This window comes from Dysgonomonas hofstadii, assembly GCF_014196915.1.
Taxonomy (GTDB): domain Bacteria; phylum Bacteroidota; class Bacteroidia; order Bacteroidales; family Dysgonomonadaceae; genus Dysgonomonas; species Dysgonomonas hofstadii.
The window spans coordinates 70,699-91,528 of sequence record NZ_JACIEP010000012.1 but is presented as its reverse complement, the minus strand read 5'-3'; the positions used below and the strand labels follow the sequence as shown (position 1 = coordinate 91,528).

General features: G+C 40.2%; 10 protein-coding genes. All 10 read right to left on the bottom strand.

The features are described from left to right. Window positions 1-42 precede the first annotated feature (42 nt). A complete protein-coding gene (locus GGR21_RS15440; RefSeq protein ID WP_183308129.1) occupies window positions 43-1,647 on the bottom strand; it encodes an arylsulfatase in 1,605 nt (534 codons plus the stop codon). A 148-nt stretch (window positions 1,648-1,795) separates the two neighbouring features. Further along, window positions 1,796-3,613 (bottom strand): glycoside hydrolase family 2 protein, encoded by a 1,818-nt coding sequence (locus tag GGR21_RS15435; protein ID WP_183308128.1) that lies wholly within the window; start codon window positions 3,611-3,613, stop codon window positions 1,796-1,798. A 21-nt stretch (window positions 3,614-3,634) separates the two neighbouring features. Continuing rightward, window positions 3,635-5,335: an arylsulfatase gene (locus GGR21_RS15430; RefSeq protein ID WP_183308161.1), complete on the bottom strand. Its 1,701-nt coding sequence runs from the start codon at window positions 5,333-5,335 to the stop codon at window positions 3,635-3,637. Further along, entirely contained in the window at window positions 5,322-6,500 is a 1,179-nt protein-coding gene (locus tag GGR21_RS15425) for a glycoside hydrolase family 43 protein (RefSeq protein WP_183308127.1), read from the bottom strand. The genes GGR21_RS15430 and GGR21_RS15425 overlap by 14 nt, the downstream gene beginning before the upstream one ends. 163 nt (window positions 6,501-6,663) lie before the next feature. Then, window positions 6,664-10,614, bottom strand: coding sequence for a hybrid sensor histidine kinase/response regulator transcription factor (locus GGR21_RS15420; protein WP_183308126.1), 3,951 nt, complete (start codon window positions 10,612-10,614; stop codon window positions 6,664-6,666). A gap of 50 nt (window positions 10,615-10,664) precedes the next feature. Further along, window positions 10,665-12,830: a M60 family peptidase N-terminal accessory domain-containing protein gene (locus tag GGR21_RS15415; RefSeq protein WP_183308125.1), complete on the bottom strand. Its 2,166-nt coding sequence runs from the start codon at window positions 12,828-12,830 to the stop codon at window positions 10,665-10,667. Between the two features lie 31 nt (window positions 12,831-12,861). Further along, entirely contained in the window at window positions 12,862-14,499 is a 1,638-nt protein-coding gene (locus GGR21_RS15410; protein WP_183308124.1) for a RagB/SusD family nutrient uptake outer membrane protein, read from the bottom strand. Between the two features lie 17 nt (window positions 14,500-14,516). After that, a complete protein-coding gene (locus GGR21_RS15405) occupies window positions 14,517-17,639 on the bottom strand; it encodes a SusC/RagA family TonB-linked outer membrane protein (protein WP_183308123.1) in 3,123 nt (1,040 codons plus the stop codon). A 19-nt stretch (window positions 17,640-17,658) separates the two neighbouring features. Further along, window positions 17,659-19,224 (bottom strand): fasciclin domain-containing protein, encoded by a 1,566-nt coding sequence (locus GGR21_RS15400; protein WP_221233015.1) that lies wholly within the window; start codon window positions 19,222-19,224, stop codon window positions 17,659-17,661. A gap of 27 nt (window positions 19,225-19,251) precedes the next feature. Continuing rightward, window positions 19,252-20,817 (bottom strand): fasciclin domain-containing protein, encoded by a 1,566-nt coding sequence (locus tag GGR21_RS15395; RefSeq protein WP_183308121.1) that lies wholly within the window; start codon window positions 20,815-20,817, stop codon window positions 19,252-19,254. Window positions 20,818-20,830: the final 13 nt, after the last annotated feature.

Below are 20,830 nucleotides of genomic sequence, written 5' to 3'. Positions count from 1 at the left end.
TTTATATGCGTTCCATTATTCGGTATTGTTACTTAATAATTCTTATTCAGATTGTTGAGGGAATACATTGCGGGGTTCGGCCCACTCATTCCATTTAGCGATCAGTTCTTTTAAAAGCGTAGAGTTCTTAGCTGCAAGATTGGTTGTTTCCGACCGGTCTTTAGATATATCATATAATTCCCACTCGGTCGATTCCTGATCTTTGACAGCTTTCCAGTTGCCTTTTCTCACGAAGTTATTCTGAAAATGCTCACCAAATATATATTGATGCAACTCTGATTTTGGATTAGTAACTGTAGACAGCATACTTTTACCTTCCAATGGTTGAATATCGTTCCCTTTATAGGTCGCCGGATAAGCACCTTGTCCCGCATCGATGAATGTTGCCATTATATCGGGCAGGAAACATATATTATGACGTATTTGGTTGTTGTAAGCCGAAAGCTTTTCTGGCCATGACATAATGAAAGCAGTAGATATGCCACCTTCATAGGCTCTCACTTTATATTTTCTGAACGGAGTATTACTTACTTGCGCCCATGGCTTGCCATAAGACGGTGATACCCAGCTCGAATGTTTATTTATATCGGCAATTGTGCTAAATCCGGTTTCGCTATATGGCTCGGCGCATCCGCCATTGTCAGAAAAGAATACGATCAGGGTATTCTCTTTCTGTCCGGTTTTCTCCAGATAGTCAATAATGCGCCCCACATTATAGTCCATACTGTGAATCTGTGCAGCGTAAACTGACATCCGAAGCGCCGAATGACGGCGTTCTTTTTCATTCAACTGATCCCATGAGCGGTTTTCCCATTCTGCTAATTCCCAGTTTTTATCAATAATACCAAGCTTTTTCATGCGTTCATAACGTCCTTCACGGATTACTTCCCAGCCTTTGTCGTATTTCCCGATAAACTTTTCAATATCTTTATCTTTCGCATGCAATGGCCAGTGAGGAGCGTTATAGGCTACATAAAGAAAAAACGGATCATTTTTATCGTTACTATCCATAAATGAAATAGCATGGTCTGTGAATGCATCTGTAGTATAGTAAGGTTGTTGAGGTGCAGGTAGTTCCGAATTATCGAGAGTCAGCCCTCTGTCCCCTTGTGGAGAGAAATAGCTGGTTGCTCCTGCAAGAATACCATAAAACCTGTCGAATCCCCGCTGTAAAGGCCATTTTTCCATCCCGTCCATACCCAGGTGCCACTTGCCTACCATATAAGTATGGTAACCGGCTTCTTTCATTACCTCGGCAAGGGTAACACTATTACGGTTGATAAATCCTCTGTAGCCCGGCAATTGCTTATCGTGGGGTGATCTGTCGCGCTTACTCTTATCATAAGGATCTTCGGACATGCCTCCGATTCCGGCCTGATGCGGATACAATCCTGTCATTAAACTGGCCCGGGTAGGACAAGATCGGCCTACATTATAGAATTGTGTATATTTAATGCCGTTTTCTGCCAGTTTATCAATATTCGGAGTCGGGATCTCACTACCAAAACACCCTATATCAGAATACCCCATATCATCTACCATTATGAGTATAATATTAGGTTTTTTGTCTTGTTGATTAGCATACGCACTATCAATGGAGAGAAGTGCAGCTGTAGTAGAACCTAATAAAAGAGCTGTGTTTTTCATATTCGTTTTATATATTATGATAAGTATCAACCGATTTTAACAGAAAAACAAGTTGTAGTGAAAATCTTTATTGTTGAAATTAAACCGGGATTCAGCATCATCCTAAATCCCGATTTAGTCATATTTCAAAAGTATTTAATAATATTCTTTAGTCCGGTAATTTCATGGACTCGATAACTTCCTTATTAGCAGACTTAATACGGTCAGGTATAACTTTCAGCACTTTACGATCGTATGTAAACAAACCGTTTACTTCACCCTCTACATCAGTTGTCTGGGTATATACCGCACCTGAAAATCCCAGGCGTACATATTTAATAAGATCTTTAGCATATTTCTCATACTCGGCAGTTACTTCTTCAGCGCTTTTAAACTGGACATATCCCCAGTTACGTTTGTTCCACCATAAGTGATCCTCCATAGCAAAACCGATGCCGCCATATTCACCTAACACATTTACCCGCTGCGGATCGAAAAGTTTCATCGCAGGCCCCGGATAGTTATGCAAGTCCATCATATCCCCGCAAGGACGATGGTTACCTCCACTTGCAGGATTTACCAAACGGGAAGGATCATATTCCTTAGTCCAGTCAGCAATACGCTCTGTATCGAATTGCCCCCAGGCCTCGTTAAACGGAACCCATACAACAACACTTGGAGAAGATATACAAAGATCCATAATCTCTTTCCATTCTTTACTGAAATTATCTTTGGATGCCTGAGTACGGTCTTTATCTGTCCCACCGTTATATTTATACATTTCCCATGTATTACCCATATCTCCGGATGGCATATCCTGCCACACAAGAATACCTTCGCGGTCGCAATGGTAATACCAGCGAGCCGGTTCAACCTTCACATGCTTACGGATCATATTATACCCCATTTTTTTTGTCTCTATAACATCAAACAGAAGGGCTTCATCCGTTGGAGCTGTATACAACCCGTCAGGCCACCAACCCTGATCTAAAGGGCCGAAATGGAATACTGGTTTGTTATTGAGTGTCATGCGCATAATACCTGCGTTATCCCTTTCTGCCGAAATTTTACGCATGGCTGTATATGAATCAACTTTATCTACCGCTTTACCGGCCTGTTGTAATGTTACTTCCATATTATAGAGGAAAGGAGAATCAGGGCTCCACAGCTTCGGATCGGTGATACTTAAACGTAACTGGCTACCAACACGGCCTGTAGCAGTAGCAACGACTTTATTTCCATCAGAGATTGCGACATTCACTAAATCTTCATTCCTGGTATTCGCTGCATCCACAGTCACTTCTATATATTTATTATCTAAGTTGGGAATAGATTTGATGTTTGTTATATGACTCGGCGCAACAGGTTCAAGCCATACAGTTTGCCAAATTCCACTAACAGGAGTATACCATATACCGTGAGGATTTAATATTTGTTTACCCCGAGGCTGATATCCTTTATCTGTTCCGTCAAATACCCTTACAACAAGTTTTTGCTCTCCTTTAGTATTCAAGAAAGGCGTAATATCAAATGAAAACGGAGTAAAGCCTCCGGTGTGGGTGCCAACATGAATATCATTGACAAAAACATCAGCCTTCCAGTCTACAGCACCGAAATGAAGCAACAAATTGCGTCCTTTCCACGATGCAGGCACCGAAAATGAATGACGATACCAAAGTTCGTCTTTCTCTGTCAAGGGTTTTTGCACACCCGACAATGATGATTCCACAGCAAATGGAACAAGAATCTTTCCATCCATTTTTTCAGGCTCCTGTGCTCCTATCGGTTTTATACTGTAATCCCATAATCCATTAAGATTCTTCCAATCTGCACGCACCATCTGAGGGCGTGGATATTCAGGAAGTGTATTATTGGGATCTACTTTTTCCGCCCATGGCGTTTTTAACTTATCTCCCTGAGGCTGCCATTGGGCAAAAGTGCCTAGTGTACAAATCAATGCTATAACAGTTAAAGCTGTTTTTCTCATTCTTTCAAATTTTATATATTATTATTTCTTCTTTTTGTTTTGTCCCGGATAAGGTTCTACCATACATTCTTTTGCCCATTTGTCGTATTGAGCAGTCAACTCCTTAAGTTTTTCTGGATTTTCATCAGCTACATTATTTAGCTCTGTACAATCTGTCTTCAGATTGTATAGCTCCCAAGGCTTCTTCTCTCCCTGACGAATAATCTTCCAGCCGTCATTGGAAATAAATGCACGTTCATTGAAGTGTTCGAATCCAAGATACTGATGTCCTTCACGTTTTCCCTTGTTTAATATAGGGACAAGGCTTTCTCCTCTGAGTGGAATAATTTCATTACCTTCATATACCGTTGGATACTTAGCGCCCGATAGTTCGATACAAGTAGCCATAATATCCATTACGTGTCCCATTTGATTTGAGACTTTCCCTTTCAGATTCTTATTCAGCCCTTTTGGCCAATGGGCAATTAAAGGAGTGGAAATACCTCCGTTAAATGATTTAGCTTTCCAATAGCGAAACGGAGTATTGGCGACATTTGCCCATTTTTGCCCAATTCCGGCATAAGTAGTTTGCGGGCCAGGCAGTATTTCTTTATTCTTAGGATAAATAACAGTCTTACCATCGCGGGTCATATCGCCCCGGTCGTTCTCACCAGGAGAATAATGCTGAGGACTCTCTCCACTACAGCCATTATCCGATAAGAAAAGGATTAAAGTATTATCCAGTTGTCCGTTCTTTTCCAATGCATCCAGCAAATGGCCTATTCCCTGATCCATCCGGTCAACCATTGCCGCATGCACGGCCATAGCCCGTGCATCCCATTCAGCATCGGGATTATCTGCCCAACTATCACTAAACTGTCGGGGAGAAAGGAAATCTTCTTGTTCGGGGAATATATTAAGTTTCTTTATACGTTCATAGCGTGCCTGACGAATAGCATCCCATCCGTCCTTGTATGTATCTTTATATTTTTCTATATCTTCGGGTAAAGCATGGAGAGGCCAGTGCGGAGCAGTATAGGATAAATAAAGGAAAAACGGTTTTTCGTCACCGGCATATTTGTTTACATAATCTACAGCCTTCCGGGAGAAATCATTGGTTATATAATAACCTTCCGGAACTTCACGTACCGGCTCTTCACCGTTTACCAGACTAAATGGATCGAAATAATCTGTAACTCCGTATATTATACCATAAAAATCATTGAAACCCCTGCGAGTAGGATAATTTACCTTGTCGGCAAATTCTTCGTGGTAAACCTGATGGGCAAGCCATTGTCTCTGATCGGGACGCAATGGTGTTTCTGCCACGTGCCATTTGCCTACCATTCCGGTATTATAACCTGCGGTATTCAGCACTTCAGCAATCGTTACAGCATTTTTTGACAATGTACCCCGGTAACCGGGAAGATGGTTGTCAAACGTCATTCGTCCTATTCCGGCCTGATGAGGGTAAAGTCCTGTGAGAAGGGATGCACGTGTTGGGCAACTACGGCTTGTATTATAAAAATTATTAAAACGTAATCCGTTATTCGCCAACCGGTCAAGGTTTGGTGTCTTAATTTCACCGCCATAGCATCCTAAATCAGAATACCCTAAGTCATCGGCCAGAATAACAATAATGTTAGGCTTACCATCTTTCTTTGACTCTATTGAGTAACTTGCCTGTCCTGAAACGGTTACCGTTAACAGTGATGCAGGCAGTATCAATTTACTTGGATTCATCATTTGTTATATTATTAATATTTTTCGTATTCTTTATGCCTGATGGTTTCTTAAAAGTCTTTCCTATTGGTTCAGGCATTCCCAAATCAGGTGTTCCCTCCGGAGAAAAATTTATTTTCTGCATCCGCACACTACGTGAATAAGGTTGGTAGGGATTATTGGCTATGTCGCGTGCCATGTAAACCAGATAATATTCTGTGCTATCGGGCGAAGGAATGATATAAGGGTATCCCGGAGAATAAACTACTCCGATTTCCACAGGGTGATCTTCGTCTACATTGCCTCTTGATGGATCATATGTCGAAAAGACAGGTTTGCTACTTTTTTTCCACGAAGATGAATCGAGCAAATCACTTCCCTTAGATGCCGAAAGCTCACCTATAGCATAGTATGGCGTCCACATAGCACTGGCTGAATAATATATATAAAGCTTATCTGTAATATTGTTCGTAAAGAAAAAAGGAGCTTCGTTTACATATACAGGATATGCAGTTTTATATCCGTCAGGATTTACCCATTGTCGTTCCCATTCATATTCCGGTTCTGATATCTTCACTCTTTGAGAAGATAATGTCCACGGATTTTCCAGTTTTGCAATATAAAGAACCTGTGTTTCGGCATATACTCTTTTGGTTTGCCAGCCAGACCATAGCAAATAAAGCTCTTCATTATATTCAAATACATGGGGATGAATTGCCCAGTTATCTATGGAATCGGTTTTTATTCTGTCCCGGACAACAAATGACCCTTTTGTAGGATCACTTTCCTTATTTTCTAAAACATAGATACGGTGATTATCTGTATTACCATCATCTGCACTGGCGTATATATACCAAACATCTTGTATATTCACGATCTGGGGATGCCAGATATGACGTAACCCAAAATCTTTTCTGGCACGACACACAATCTGAGGCCCGCTGCTTTCCAGTTGAGTCGGGTCTTCACTTACAAAAAGAGATAAATTCGCATCCGCATCAACAGTTACATAGTAATAACGCCCCTGATAGAAATGTATAGAGGTGTTTTCATATTTTTGAATTATCGGATTTTCATAACTGGCTGTGCCGGTAGATTTATTTTTTGAGCAGGAAACACATAGAATTAACACAAAGCACAAAAAAAATGCTTCTACCATATGGTTATTGATTATAGATATCTTCATCTTAAGGTTAATTTTAGCATTAATTCCACGTACAAATTTATTCAATAATAATAGTAATATACTGCTTCTTTTTGTTCAGAAAAGTTTAGAAATTAGTCAAAACAGTTCCTGTTACCAGATTATGATACTTATTGATTAAAAAATAATAGTATCCATCATCGTTTTATTTAGTTATATGAGCATCCATATATTGTTTTGGCGTCATGCCATACTCTTCTCTGAAACAAACAGAAAAATAACTTGATGTTTTAAATCCTACCTGTTCATATATCTCTTTAATTATATACTCGCCACTGAGAATCAATTCGACAGCTTTGCGCAACCGGTAGGTCTTCATATAGTCATTAGGAGAAACTCCGAAAAGACCTTTTACCTTGCGATAAAAATTAGAACGGCTCATGTTCATTTCTTCTGCCAACTGTTCTATATAGAAATTCTGCTCACTGATATGTTCTTCAATATTCTTATTTAGTTTTTTGATAAACTCGGCATCGCGTTTGCTAATACCCAACATCTCTCTTTCGGTAACATTGCCTGACAATAATGCAATACGGATACGTTCTCTGTTTTTGATCAGGCTTTCAATCTGCGCCATCAGGTGATCTGCCGAAAACGGCTTTTCAATATATGCCTCGGCGCCGTGCTCCAAGCCTCGCACTTTATCCTCCAATGAGGTTTTAGCTGTAAGTTGTATGATAGGTATATGGCAATATTTTATATCAGATTTAACATGTTCACATAATTGATAACCATCCATTTCAGGCATCATAATATCGCTTACGATAAGGCTACAATTGTTCTCAGCCAGCATATCCAATGCCTCTATACCATTTGCTGCGGCTACAACCTCATACTTAGCTCCGATAATTCCGGTAATCATCGTCCTGAGATCATCATTATCCTCTACGACCAATACCTTAGGCGTTTCTTCGTCTTCAAGGGAATAATTAATCAACTCTGAATCTGCGACATACTCATCTTCCGCTCTCAATTTTTCTTCCACATAAGGAAGATCTGCATTCAGAGGAACCTCTACGGTAAAGACCGTTCCTTCACCCGAAGTATTGTCCAATACCAGACTTCCGCCATGCTTAACGGCAAGCATCCGTGCCAGAGTCAACCCTATCCCTGTTCCTCCTTTACTGTTGTCTGACTGATAAAAAGTGTCGAATATACGTTCCATATCTTCGGAGACTACTCCTTTTCCATCGTCAGCAACCATTATTCTAAATATAGTTTCGTCAGAAATAAGAGATACGGATATTTTTTCATTGGAATATTTAAGTGCATTTGACAACAGATTGTTGACTATCTTAGAAATAGCATCATGGTTTATCTCCGCCATAACGTCCGGCTTTATCTGCATTTCAAGGGTTTTGCCCATTACCTCGGCCGCAGAGCTAAAATGCAGACACAAATCCCCTATCATTTCGGAAATATTACATTTCACTTTGGTTAGAGTATAATTTGTAGTCTCGGCTTTGCGTAAGTCAAGCAACTGATTTACCATATTCAGCAGATTATCAAGATTTTTGCCCATAACATGCAGATATTCCGATGTCTTAGGTAAGAACTTTTCATCAGACTTCAAGATCGACTCAAGAGGCACTTTGATCAAAGAAAGAGGAGTACGTATCTCATGTGCGACATTAGTAAAAAAGTCAATTTTTGATTGATAACTGAGGTTCTCCTGTAGCGATGCAAATTCAGCCATTTTCTGCCTATGCCTGTATCGTACATACAAGAATATTAAATATAATATCAAAGCTACCACCAAAATGTACACTACAATAGCCAGAGGTGACAGGTAAAACGGATATGAAACTACGAAATCTATTCTGGCCTGAGTCTCACTCCACAATCCATCATCGTTCGTTCCTTTGACAACAAAGCTATATTTACCTGGCGACAAAGATGAATAATGGACTTCACCTTTATTGGTATAATTCCATTCTTTCTCATACCCTATCAGCCGATACGCATACCGGTTTTTAGTCGGAGACTGATAACTTAGTACAGCGAATGTGAAACCTACAGAATTCTGGTTTGATTTCATCTGTAAATTATCACTTAGATGCAAAGGCTTTTGGAGCGGTGATGTGTCTTTACCTCCCTGATTAATTTCCATCGGCCGATCGTTGATAAAAAGTCCGGTCAGTTGTACAGGCGGGACAAAATTATTTCGCTGTAGTGTTTTGGGATAAAAAGATGAATATCCGCTAATGCCGCTAAAATAAAGTTTTCCGTCTTGTCCGTGCAAAGAAGCTCGGCTGTTAAATTGATTACTCACAAGCCCATCATTCACTGTCAGATGATAACGGATCTCATGTATCTCGGTATCCAGACAAAAAAGCCCGTTATTACTACTAATCCATAACATTCCATCACTATCTTCTTCCAAAGAGGCAACCCCAACCCCTTGCAATCTGTTATCCAACGCATTGTATAAACCAAAGCGTTTTTTCCCCTGATCAAGGCGGTACAATCCGGTTTCTGTACCCAACCATGTGTTTCCCTTACTATCTACCAAGGTACAAACACTTTTCAATTTTCCTTTCCCATCAAAAGGGTAATGATTGAACTCTCCGGTTTCCATATTATACAGAAAGGAACCTTTGTTACGGGAAAGCACCCATATCTGACCGGGTTCTGCCTGAAAAAAACCGCACACATACAGGTCATTTCCTCCTTTATTTATACGCACAAAAGAGTCCTTTTCTCTATCATATTTTGAAAATCCCCAGGGAGTACCGGCATAAATATTTCCATTAAAATCTTTAAAGAGTGTAAGAATATTATCATCACACAATGAACTGCTTTCAGCCGGATCGTTACGATAGTTAGATATAGAACCCCGTTTCATATCCCAACTATACACACCTCCTGAATAAGTGCCAATCCAAAGTAGGTTATTATCGGCAAGCAATGTTTTAACATTTCTTATTTCACGAAGAAAAGATCTTGACGCATTGTGAATAGGGTTTGTATCAAGCCTTCCATCTGTACCCATTTTCATTATTCCATACTTATCTATCCCCAGCCACAAATTACCCCTTTCGTCTTCGGTAAAAGATGTTACAAGAATTTTATCATTCTTCCTTGTTTCACGAACCATATGTTCTATTGGTTTTAAACGGCGGGGAAGATATGTTATACCATTGTTCTGGGTTGCAGCCCATACTCCACCTTCACTGTCACGAAAAAGTGTATTGACTACCTGCGTATAAATATCGTTTCTAACCGACATGTCCGAAACAGGCTCAGTTCGTCCTGTTGTAGGGTAAAAGATAGACAGTCCTTCATCTGAACCGACCAGTAATTCTCCTCGCGAAAGTGGCAACAGCTTATATGCAGAGAAGTCCTGTTGGGCAGTCCATTCAGAATACTTATTTTCACGCCAGATCATTTTAGCGACTCCGGCAGTCTCGAAACAAACCCACAACTCATCATTGTTGTAGCATAACGATTTAATGACAGGTACATGATCGTCTATTGTTTTTGTTTGCGTTGAGAATAGCTGGCTACCCTCGCTGTCAAATTCTGCTACAATACCACTACTGGTGCTTAGGAATACATTCCTGTCGGAACCTCCGGATATATCGGTCACCGCATCGGATAAGCGGCTGTTCTGTACAAGCAGACGCTCTTCCGGGTAATAGATAAAAAAGCCCTGTGCCTCAGTCCCTATCCATATTCTTCCGTCTTTATTCTCATATATACTGGTTATACGTCCAGTTACAACTACACCATATTGGGTGCGGAAATTAAAGTGAGAAAATGTATCTTTATTTTCATCATATAAATATAATCCGTTTTCTGTACCAACCCACAGAACATTCTTCCTGTCGACACAGAGTGAATAAACAAATGTATTCATCAATTTATGTTGCGACTGATTGTCTGAATAGTATGCTCTAAAATTAATTCCGTCGAAACGATTCACTCCATCGGCAGTACCGAACCACATGAAACCATATTGATCCTGAGCTATACTTGTAACTGTATTATGCGAAAGTCCATTGTCGGCATTGTAATTCACTAAAGCGAAATTCCTCCCCAAAATCTCCCCCGCATAATACAGTATTAAAATTAGTAATATAACTATTCGTTTCATATAAAAATTCCAGGTTTACCAAAAAACAGATTTACCAACTATTTTAATGCTTACTTCACAAGGCCAAAGCTTATTTCATTAAATTGTGTAATGGAATAGCCGGAAGTTCCCGGAGTAATTGGTTGTAACTTAAATTTTAATTGAGTTGTAGTATATTCTTTTTCAAAATAGTAAAATTCCCAATTTGAATTATACAATAACTTAAATTCTGATGGTATAGTAGGCTTCCACTCGTTTGCATCTATATCCCAGTATTCAATATTATAAATATAACTTGTAAAATAATAGTTATTCACATTCCACATACTTATTGTGTTGAAAGTAACAGGTTCTTTAGAATATTCGTCTCCTGCGCCCGGAGGGCCGATGAAGCTCATAGTGTATTGAGGAATATGTGCCCATGGCGAATGAGTAACGGGTTGCATGTGTCCAAGAAGACCGTTTTGATTACTGGTATTGCCATCAAACACATTTTTCCATGCCGGATTGTCTATCGAGTTACCGGAATATGGAGTTCCATCTCCCCGCATCGCCATTACGCTATCCGGATTAACCGGATCGTTATACTTTTCGTAATCTAAGCCTATACCGCTCAAATACCAGTTTTCCTTGTCATCCCCATCATACATTTGGAAGTTTATTTTCCACGAAGGTCTGTTCAGACTCTTATTTGGTGTCTTTTTATCAAAAGACGGCTCCTTGGTAGCATCATAAGCTGTCCAGAATTGTTCGTTTGCAGCCAGCTGTTGAAACTGATTCATGTATTTAATAGCGATGGTAGAGCATGGGAAGTGCCAGCGGCGGAAAAAAGGCAATAAATTCCTATCTGCATATTCACATGCACTCATGGCAAAAAAATCACACGCAGCTTGCCCTCTAATCAATTCATCTGCTTCGAATTTGAACTGAAGTTCCCGGGCACGTTCAGATACATACGAGAATAGTCGCCAGCCCAAATAGTCGGCAAGTTGCTTAAGCATCGTTGTACGAACATCACTATTTCCATGTCCATACATGATACCGTTGTCTTTATTATTCAATGTACGGGCATAGTCTGTATTCAACTTTTTAACATTATCCGAGAAGTTTATTATCTTTTCGGGCCACACGCCTATTGTTCGCGCATAATGATAATAGCCGATATTCAAAGATGGTTCCAACAGAAGCTCACTATCCTGCCATTGACTTTTAACAGCCTCTCCAAAACCATAGAAAACATTGAACCAACTGGTACCTTCATCATTCTGCGCCCGTAATATATTTGTATTTATAAGTTTTTTCTCATCTACAAATTTTATATATGATTCTCCCCTTAAGAAACCGATAGGATAACCTCCATATTGTTGAATTTTAGCAGTTGGCAATACTACGGTTTGATTCGCATCTGGAAGTTGAATATCGGAATAAACACGCATCGGAGGCTGGTTATTTGGGTCATACCCTCCGAAATGGTAATATGCATCGGCTATCTTTCCATAATACTCCAATACTCCGTTAGGGTCAGTCATAGCACTCATTTCAGATACTCCGGCGGTAAGGATAACCTTATCGGATATCAACTCCGTCCATTGCAGAAATGCCATAGAATCTGCTTCCTGACTTGGGTTTGCCAACAAAGAAGAACGTTCAATCATTGTAGTGGTCCACTCTCTCGCATTAGTTTCTCCTGCCACATAATTATATGATTCTACCACACCACCAACTTTAACTGTTATGTCTGAAGAAGCAACTTTATCTACAGGGTAACAAAAATATAGATAACCGCCAAAATAACTCGAAATGGTATTCTGTCCCGGATTCAGTTGTTTTTTTGTTACCACGTCATCGTAACGCATCCGAAGCTGTCCCGCAACCAGTGTATATCCCATACCTATCTGACACTGCAAATCAGTGACATTATCAGGAACAACAATTTCAACATTCTCTCCTGATGCCACATAAAGGCCTGTTGACTGGAGTACCGGCGAATCGGGTGCATAGGCAATAGGTTCATATCCACCTTTTACCACTACTTCTATGTCATATACCCGTTCGATATTGGCAGAAACCACTCCCGGATATTTATCTGCCCAATCCCAATATGGGTTCCCCGAAGAGCCTCCTTCTTCAGAATCTCCCCTATCTATAATAGCCGTTTCTGTTATCAGGTCTTCTGCACATGAGGCAGCATGCATTGCGATTATAACAGACAGCAAAATTATCAATGATTTTTTCATAATATTATTTTCGTAATAGTTCGCAATTTTTTTAATTAGCTAATTCCAGGTCATAATCGATAAACCAGTTATTGCTGTTCATCAATTTTTCCCGGTATACAAGCCTGTCCCCATCTGAGAACTTACGGCTAGCCAGGTTTGCCAGTATTTCCGGTTTGTTCGAATTGCGTGCAATACGCATCATAGTGAACCAACGTTTTCCTTCGCCAGCAAGCTCTCTTCCTGTTTCTTCCACGATAAGGCTGTCCAGGACGAATTGTCTGCGAACAGAATATTCCGGACTTTCAGGATCCATATCTCCCATAAACCGTGAATCTGTAGAGTTTACTTTTGGAATACCTATCCTGCCACGAACCCCTAATCCTGTATTGAGTTTCTCAAAAGCATAAATCGGCGCATCGAATGGGGGTTTATATCTGTTCCCCGATTCATTATACTGTGCAAATCCATCATTGATGATAGCATCGGCAGCAGCATAATTGCCCAATCCGGTAAGAGCTTCGGCAATCATCAGATGTATTTCGGCAGCGCGATAAATATATATCGGAGCATCTTGTTGTTGGGTAGTGCGAGATTTATTATATTTATGAAATACACTTTGTCCCATTTCGGTAGCATAGGTCACTCCGTCTCCGCGAGGATCTTTTATGGTTTGTACACCCGACTGATATTCATTGCCCAAATAGAGATTTATCAACGACTGAGTGGGTTTCAGGAAATATTCAGAAACCGGGTCAGCAGAAAATAATGAATAAAGAGGATTAATCTGGCGTTGGGCATTATCGAATAAAACAATAGTCAGTCCTTCGTTGGTTTGAGGATTTGCTGTCGCTTCCGTAAAAAGGGTGTGCCATTCCTTTGTAACTCCAAAAAGAGGCGAAAGAGTCATCTTATTTTTATCGCCGGCAGCTGTTAATGCCTGACCTGTAATCAGGTTTATCCCTTTTTTAGCAGCAGACTCATAATCTTTGTTCCAAAGGTATAATTCGCACATCAGCGCATCAGTAGAAATGGGAACACTTCCCCAAATACCGGTGGTACCAAACATATCATTCACTTCTACACTGCGAAAACCATTAATATTATCTACACCTGTATTCATAAAGTAGATTAATTCACGTATCAACTCTTCGAATGTCAGTACAGGAAGCTCGTTCAGGTCGACTTCTCCTACCATAGCATAATCATAATACACAGCCTTACCATATAACTTGCCAATATTGAGGTATGCCCATGTGCGAAGCGTAACTGCACCGGCAATCATCTGCCTGTATGTTGTAACAGGGATTACTCCGGGATAACTGGCATTGTATTCTATGGTATTACGCATAAAGTCGTTGCAATTTAATACAATTCTATACAAAGGAGTTGGATCGGCCACCGAATTATCTGAATTTATGTCATATCTGAACACATCCCAGTAATCATCGGGAGCCTGATCTGTAGGCGCTATCAAATCGCCCTGTAGCTCACTCAACACCAACAGCTTAGGCGCTGCATCCTGTAAGGTTGACATTAGCCCCATAAATGATGCATACACATTAGACCGGTCAGTGTAATTGTCATCTGCCTCAAGCATATTATCCGGCGTCTTCTCGAAGAAACTTTCACAAGAAATCAGTGAAACGCCACATATTACTATAATTATTATTGTCTTAAACAGTTTCATATATTGCATTTTTAGCATTAAAAATTCATTATAATTCCAATTTTCACACACTTAGGGATAGGAATTTTTGCCACATCCATTCCTAATGTAGCCATATCATAAGAGTATGCAAATTCAGGATCGGAACCTTTGTAATCAGTAAAGCATAACAGGTTTTCTCCGGTAGCGAACACTTTGAAGCTATGCATAAAAAGCAATTTTTTCCGGGTTTCCCACGAAATGGTCAGTTCTTTTAGTTTCACAAATGAACCATCCTCGATCCAGCGGGAGGAGAATCTGTTGTTACCGGCAGGATCACCATAAACTGCGCGTGGAATATCTGTAACCTGTCCTTCTGTTACCCAACGACGTCCTACGCTTGCTGCCTGGTTAGAGAAACCATCACTCGATTCATTTAACCGGCGGGTAGCATTATATATCTTATTCCCGTAACTATAAGCGAAATTAGCAAACAATGAAAATCCTTTCCAACTCATTTTGGTATAGAATCCGCCAAAGAAATCAGGATCGGCACTTCCGAGGATATCACGATCCGCATCGGTTATAAGCTTATCCCCGTTATAGTCATGAAACTTGGCATCACCACCTGTAAACTGGTAGCCGCTTATGTTCTTGTAACCATCGGTATTAGCCTGCGCTGTAGTAGAATAAATCCCATCAACCGAATGTCCGTAATAAGAAAAAGGAGCTTCACCTACTTTATTAATGAGCGTTACACCATCGCCAAGATCAATTATCTGCTGATCTCTATTACCTAAACTCATGATGCGGGTATTGTAAAACGCAATATTTCCTCCGATACGCAGGCGGAATGCACCTTCGGTGAGAAGTCCGCTAAGAGAAAGTTCTGCTCCACGTGTACGCATCGATCCACTATTCTTATAAATATATTTTGAACCATAAACAGGCGAAGCTTTCGTATCAACAATCATATGACGGGTATGCTCTTCAAACACATCTGCACTCAATGTGATCCGGTCCCCAATAAGTGAAAAATCTACTCCTAAGTTCATATTAGTAACACGTTCCGGCCCTATTTTCTGATTTGGAATACCAGCCCGGACAAGACTACTCACGTCACGCAACAAGTGCAAAGTATAGTAATAATTACTATATGCGCTACTGTAGCGGCTGTTGGGATTTATACTGAATTCGCTACGCAACATCAGATTTGAGATAAGCGGGCTATTTCTGAGAAAAGAAGAGTTGCTTATTTTCCACCCTGCTTTTACACCCGGAAATACATACCAGCGATTGCTGTAATCACCATACGTAGATGCCGCATCAACAATACCGATTGCTGAGAGATAGAGTTGCTGACGATAATTATAATCAGCTTTTACATATACATTCATCCAATTAAGAATATCAGCATAACCTCCCGAAGTACGCCCTACTGACGACACATTAGATAGGGTACGATATCTGTCGGTAGTCGTATTGATTCCGGCTCCGCTACTGGCCTGGTATTTCGAAGAAATCATTTGCCAACTGCCCTTAACATTAAGATGGTGATCGACGGTCGAAAATTTATAAGAAAGCCCCGCCTTTGTGTAATAATCAGTGGCTTCGGAAGATCCGCTGCGCACCGTATTAAGAGCCAGTCCACCCATTAAAGGGGCAATTGTCTGGGAACTCAGACCTCCGATAAAAATATCATCCTTGATATATCTGTAATAGATGCCGAAAGTAATATCCGCATCCAGATTTTTCATTACATTATAATTAAGGCCTGTATTTACAAGGAAATTGTAGATTTTATTTTTTCCTTCTATATCACTAAGCATCGCTTTTGGGTTGGAGATATTCATTGCAGGATCAATCTTTGCATATTCGGTCAGTATTAATCCGTTATCATCTACCTGATATAATCCTGTCAGCGGCGATTGTGCATAGGCTGCCAATACCGGGTTAGTTTCACGAGTCAGCCCTTGTTCCTGTAATTTCATATCAGAAAAATCGAATGAAATGGATGCGAACGCTTTTAGCTTATCGCTAAAGTTAATGTTCGTATTACCATTGGTATAGAACTTATTTTTCGAGGTTCCATCCACTACACCATCGTTTATCTGGTAACCTGCGGTAACAAGGTACTGAACTATTGCATCTCCTCCGCGCACCTTAATCATGTTTTCGGAAAGGAAAGCCGGTGTATAAATTTCTTTTTGCCAATCGGTGTTGAATCCATAGCGTACCTTTTGCCCGGGAGTCATATTTCCACTGAGGAAAGGAAACACTTTTCCGATCTCTTCAGAGTTTGCATAACGGCTTCCCGCTATATCAGCAATATAGCGGCTATAGTCAAGTCCCGACAGCAGAGGAAGCTTTTTACCGACAAAACTCAACCCTTCTACGGATTGTATTTCAACCAGCGTCCGGCTTACTTTCCCTCTTTCTGTTTTAATCATCAGCACACCATTGCTTCCGAGTGAACCATAAGGCATTGCTTCCGCACCTTTCAGAAAAGTAATTTGTTCGATATTTTTTAAATTACCCGGTTCGAGAATGTCTGGTGAAAATCCGTTGATAATATTGGATGAATTCTGGTCTGTCAGAAAAGGAACCCCATCGATAACCAATAACGGAGTGTTCTGTCCTAATAAAGTACGATTTCCGCGAAGATTAAAAAACGATCCCTCGCCAACCATACCACTTTTATTGAGCACCCTTAGTCCAGCAAATCTTCCGGTAAGTGCGTCACTGGCAGAAAAATATCCCCTGTTAATATCCTTAATATCCAATGCTTCGGCCGCACTGGTCTTGTCGCGCACCGATCTTTCACCATCAGGTGTTGTATAAGTATCTGTTGCTAATGTTTTATCGATATTCTGCATATAAACTACCACACTGTCCCGTCCCAACAGATTGATACGGGCTGTATAATAGCCTTCTTTCACCATATTGAGCTCGGCCATACCGGACAAGGTTCTTCCTCTGAAAAATCCACGGGGACCGCTTACTACCGCACGCACCAGATCAGCGGAACTGACTTGCACCGACTCCAGCGGTTCGCGTGTATTAGCATCTAATACAAGTCCTACTATTCGTTGACCTTCGGTTGAGTTATCTTGTTCTTGCGCTTGAGATCGTCCCCATGAAAAGAGTACGAACAGCAACAAAATATATTTAATAATACGCATATTTTACACTTTTATGAGGTTAATAATTATCTGCCGGAATCAAAGTGACTTTGCCTACACAGATACGACGTTTATAGCCTTGAGTATACGAACCGGGAACAACAACCTTTAATTCCAAAGGTTCATACATACCCTTTACTTCATATTCATCAACAAGAATTTTCCCGTCCAAAGTCTGATCATATGCACCAGCGACTATACCCTCGGCTCTTCCTATAAAAGTAGATTCGGTTTCGCTATGCACTTGATACACTTCCAGTATATCGGTTTCATTGTCTTCAGTGTTCTTCTGGCTTACGAAATGGCACATGATACTATATTTTCCCGGCATTATATTGAGTGGTGTATTCACCAATGCCTCTTCATCCCATGAGCAACTTTTAAATTGATAATAATTATTATTAAAGTTGGTGGTATACTGCAGAAAAAAAGCGAGTTTATTATCTATCAGTTTACTGTTAACATTGTTGATAGTGCTCTTATATGAATCGTAAGTTCCCGGATTAGTCAGAAGGCCACCTCCGTTGTCCACAATTTCCTTACGCAAATAATAAGGGTTGAATTCCTGTTTTGTAAAATATATATTACGAGGGACATAACAGGTTGTCATAGGATAAATTCTGCCATTACTCAGCTCTATAGGGCTGAGTACGACCTGATAGTCGGAGCGTATCTCAAGATCGTTTACAGACTTTATTGATTGAGAAGGCTGAAAATTAACAGTTCCTTCGTGAAGAGCAGCCTTCATCATCCAATTAATCCACATAGATTCATCGTTATCTGCTACCTCACGACCAATACTTTCAAGATATGCTGTTTTCTCTTTGAACATTTCTTTAAATGCATCATTATTTGGCACAAATAGGGTATATCGTGCACTTTCATCATTTAGGTCTATGTTTTTCAGCAATTCGTTTTCTATAACCCACACTGAGTCGTGAATAATCTGGCCATTTTCGTCTACTCCTATTATAGGACTACTGTCTTTATCGAAAACTTTGTGATTATAAGTGAACAATGTATCTCTGAACATAGAATATTCATCCCCTGCTTCTTCAAGCCATTGCTGAAGGTTTTTGCGGGTAACAAGCCACTCTCCGGCTTTATGTACGACTCCGTTTTGAAAAACCTGGTCTAATTCTGAAAGTCTGACACCATCAACCGTATAACCATCTGATATGCGTCCTACATTAAGATATTTACCTGCCATAGTTCCCACAGTTGATAAGCGATCTAGATTACGGCTAAAGATGGTTGTTATAGAGATATGATTGCGTACAAGTCTGAGTTTCTCTGTATCGCTCATTGTAGCAACATTTTGCGGAATTGTTGAGTTTACCGGAGCCCATACTGTTACAAGATCCTTGCCAGAGAGTATATCCCTCATGCCTGTTTCGTTAATCAATTGCACAAACTCAGAGTAATCGGGAGTCTCTTCCAAATACTGGAGTATCGTTTCTTCCCGGGTTATTGTTTGCCCTCCTTTGTAATAGTCGTCTATCGCATTGCTACATGCATAGTTTACCAGGAATATTAAACATCCCAATACTTTTACAATTGTATTTTTAGAAATATACATATTCATTTGTTTTTTTAGATTCAACCTCGAAAACTATTTTACAGGAACCAGAATGAGACGGTCAAATCCACATATTCCGCCGTTAGAGCCTACAATAAACCGTACCGTATGCTTTTCTTCGGTGGTCAACGTTACATTACCCCATGTTCCCAGATTATCGCCATTAATGAAATTACGGTCGCTACCTAAACTTATATCATCCCACAGAATATTGCATTTGCCTCCATAGTCGGCATCATTCGATTTTTCTATAGTAAAAGTATATACTCCCGTAGGTATAACCGGAAGGTCTACCTCAATCCATCCTATATCTCCCACATTCCAGTATAATGCGTCATTATAGAGGTAACGCCCACCATCTACATATTCACTGTGATACCATACCTGGGCATTTTCTTCAGGAATTGCTTCCCAACGAATACCCGGAATCTCCAGATTATTTTCTATAATATCATATTTCTGCACCTGGCTACCTTCTACCTTGTCGGCCCGGTAAAATGGCACCGCCATAAACTCTTCTTTATCAGTAGGCTCCCATACGACTACATACTGAGCCATTGTTTCGGGAAGAATACCCAGATTATTGATTTCATGAACATATCCGTTTTTAGCTGGAATATCACGTCTTTCCTCTACAATACGGAAGCCTTCTTCTCCGGCCTGAGGATTAAAGTCTATCGCTCCTCCTGTATCGAGTACCGAAAGGCCTTTAATCTCAGAACAAGTGTAAAGAGTCATCGATTTATAGCCCTTTGGGAAGGAGGTAAGTTCAGCATAGCCGTTCAACTTGTCCATCATGTGATAGAGCATGTATTGGTAAAATCCCGATTTTTTATCAGTAGGATCAGCATCGCCAAAGTAAGCTATCAACTCATCGATATTATTAATGTTTCTACTTCGAAACACTTCATCCGATACTACCAGTACAGTTTTGTTCTCACGGATGGTTGTTCCCCCTATCGTGCGAAAAACATTATTCAGCCATTCATCAAATCCACATTTTATGATGGCTTCTGTGAATATGGAATAAGAAGAATTAGAAGAAATTACATCCCATACACTTTCAGTCAGCGGCTCCAATAGTTTATCAAGACAATGAATCACGCCATTCGTTGCACTTATGTCTTTACGAATAATATAGGAAGGCTCCTTACCGTCACCATTTTCAATATAGCGTTGCTCCGTTCCCAAAACGGCTCCGGCAGTCAGATAATCACCGGTCACAGTGGGTAGAGGAAGTTTCAGCATTAGGTTACCATGTGCCAACTTGGTTCCGTTAATGATATGATAGCGCAATAGGAAATCTATTTCTTCCAGAGGCATTTCGTCTATTGAGCTATATTGTGTTTTTTCCCGGATATAGGTTTCCACCGCATCATTATCTGCAACGAAACAGGTAAATTGATTTGCGCCTAAATTCAAAGCATTAAACAGGTTCGCTTTCTCCAGTAGTTTTACCCACAGAGAAAATTCGGGCTGCCCGGCAAGCCATTCACCAACGGGTTTCTCATCATAGGCATAAAACACTTCATTCTTAAAGGGGTCTTTACAGCCACACATTAAGAGGATAGTCATTATTATTAATATTATTTTACGCATAGCTACGTGTTTT

What these genes read in the sequence shown, in the direction of transcription:
- GGR21_RS15400 (WP_221233015.1), bottom strand. Translation starts at nt 19,224, where the DNA reads ATGAATATGTATATTTCTAAAAATACAATTGTAAAAGTATTGGGATGT.
- GGR21_RS15420 (WP_183308126.1), bottom strand. Translation starts at nt 10,614, where the DNA reads ATGAAACGAATAGTTATATTACTAATTTTAATACTGTATTATGCGGGG.
- GGR21_RS15395 (WP_183308121.1), bottom strand. Translation starts at nt 20,817, where the DNA reads ATGCGTAAAATAATATTAATAATAATGACTATCCTCTTAATGTGTGGC.
- GGR21_RS15425 (WP_183308127.1), bottom strand. Translation starts at nt 6,500, where the DNA reads ATGAAGATATCTATAATCAATAACCATATGGTAGAAGCATTTTTTTTG.
- GGR21_RS15410 (WP_183308124.1), bottom strand. Translation starts at nt 14,499, where the DNA reads ATGAAACTGTTTAAGACAATAATAATTATAGTAATATGTGGCGTTTCA.
- GGR21_RS15435 (WP_183308128.1), bottom strand. Translation starts at nt 3,613, where the DNA reads ATGAGAAAAACAGCTTTAACTGTTATAGCATTGATTTGTACACTAGGC.
- GGR21_RS15430 (WP_183308161.1), bottom strand. Translation starts at nt 5,335, where the DNA reads ATGAATCCAAGTAAATTGATACTGCCTGCATCACTGTTAACGGTAACC.
- GGR21_RS15415 (WP_183308125.1), bottom strand. Translation starts at nt 12,830, where the DNA reads ATGAAAAAATCATTGATAATTTTGCTGTCTGTTATAATCGCAATGCAT.
- GGR21_RS15440 (WP_183308129.1), bottom strand. Translation starts at nt 1,647, where the DNA reads ATGAAAAACACAGCTCTTTTATTAGGTTCTACTACAGCTGCACTTCTC.
- GGR21_RS15405 (WP_183308123.1), bottom strand. Translation starts at nt 17,639, where the DNA reads ATGCGTATTATTAAATATATTTTGTTGCTGTTCGTACTCTTTTCATGG.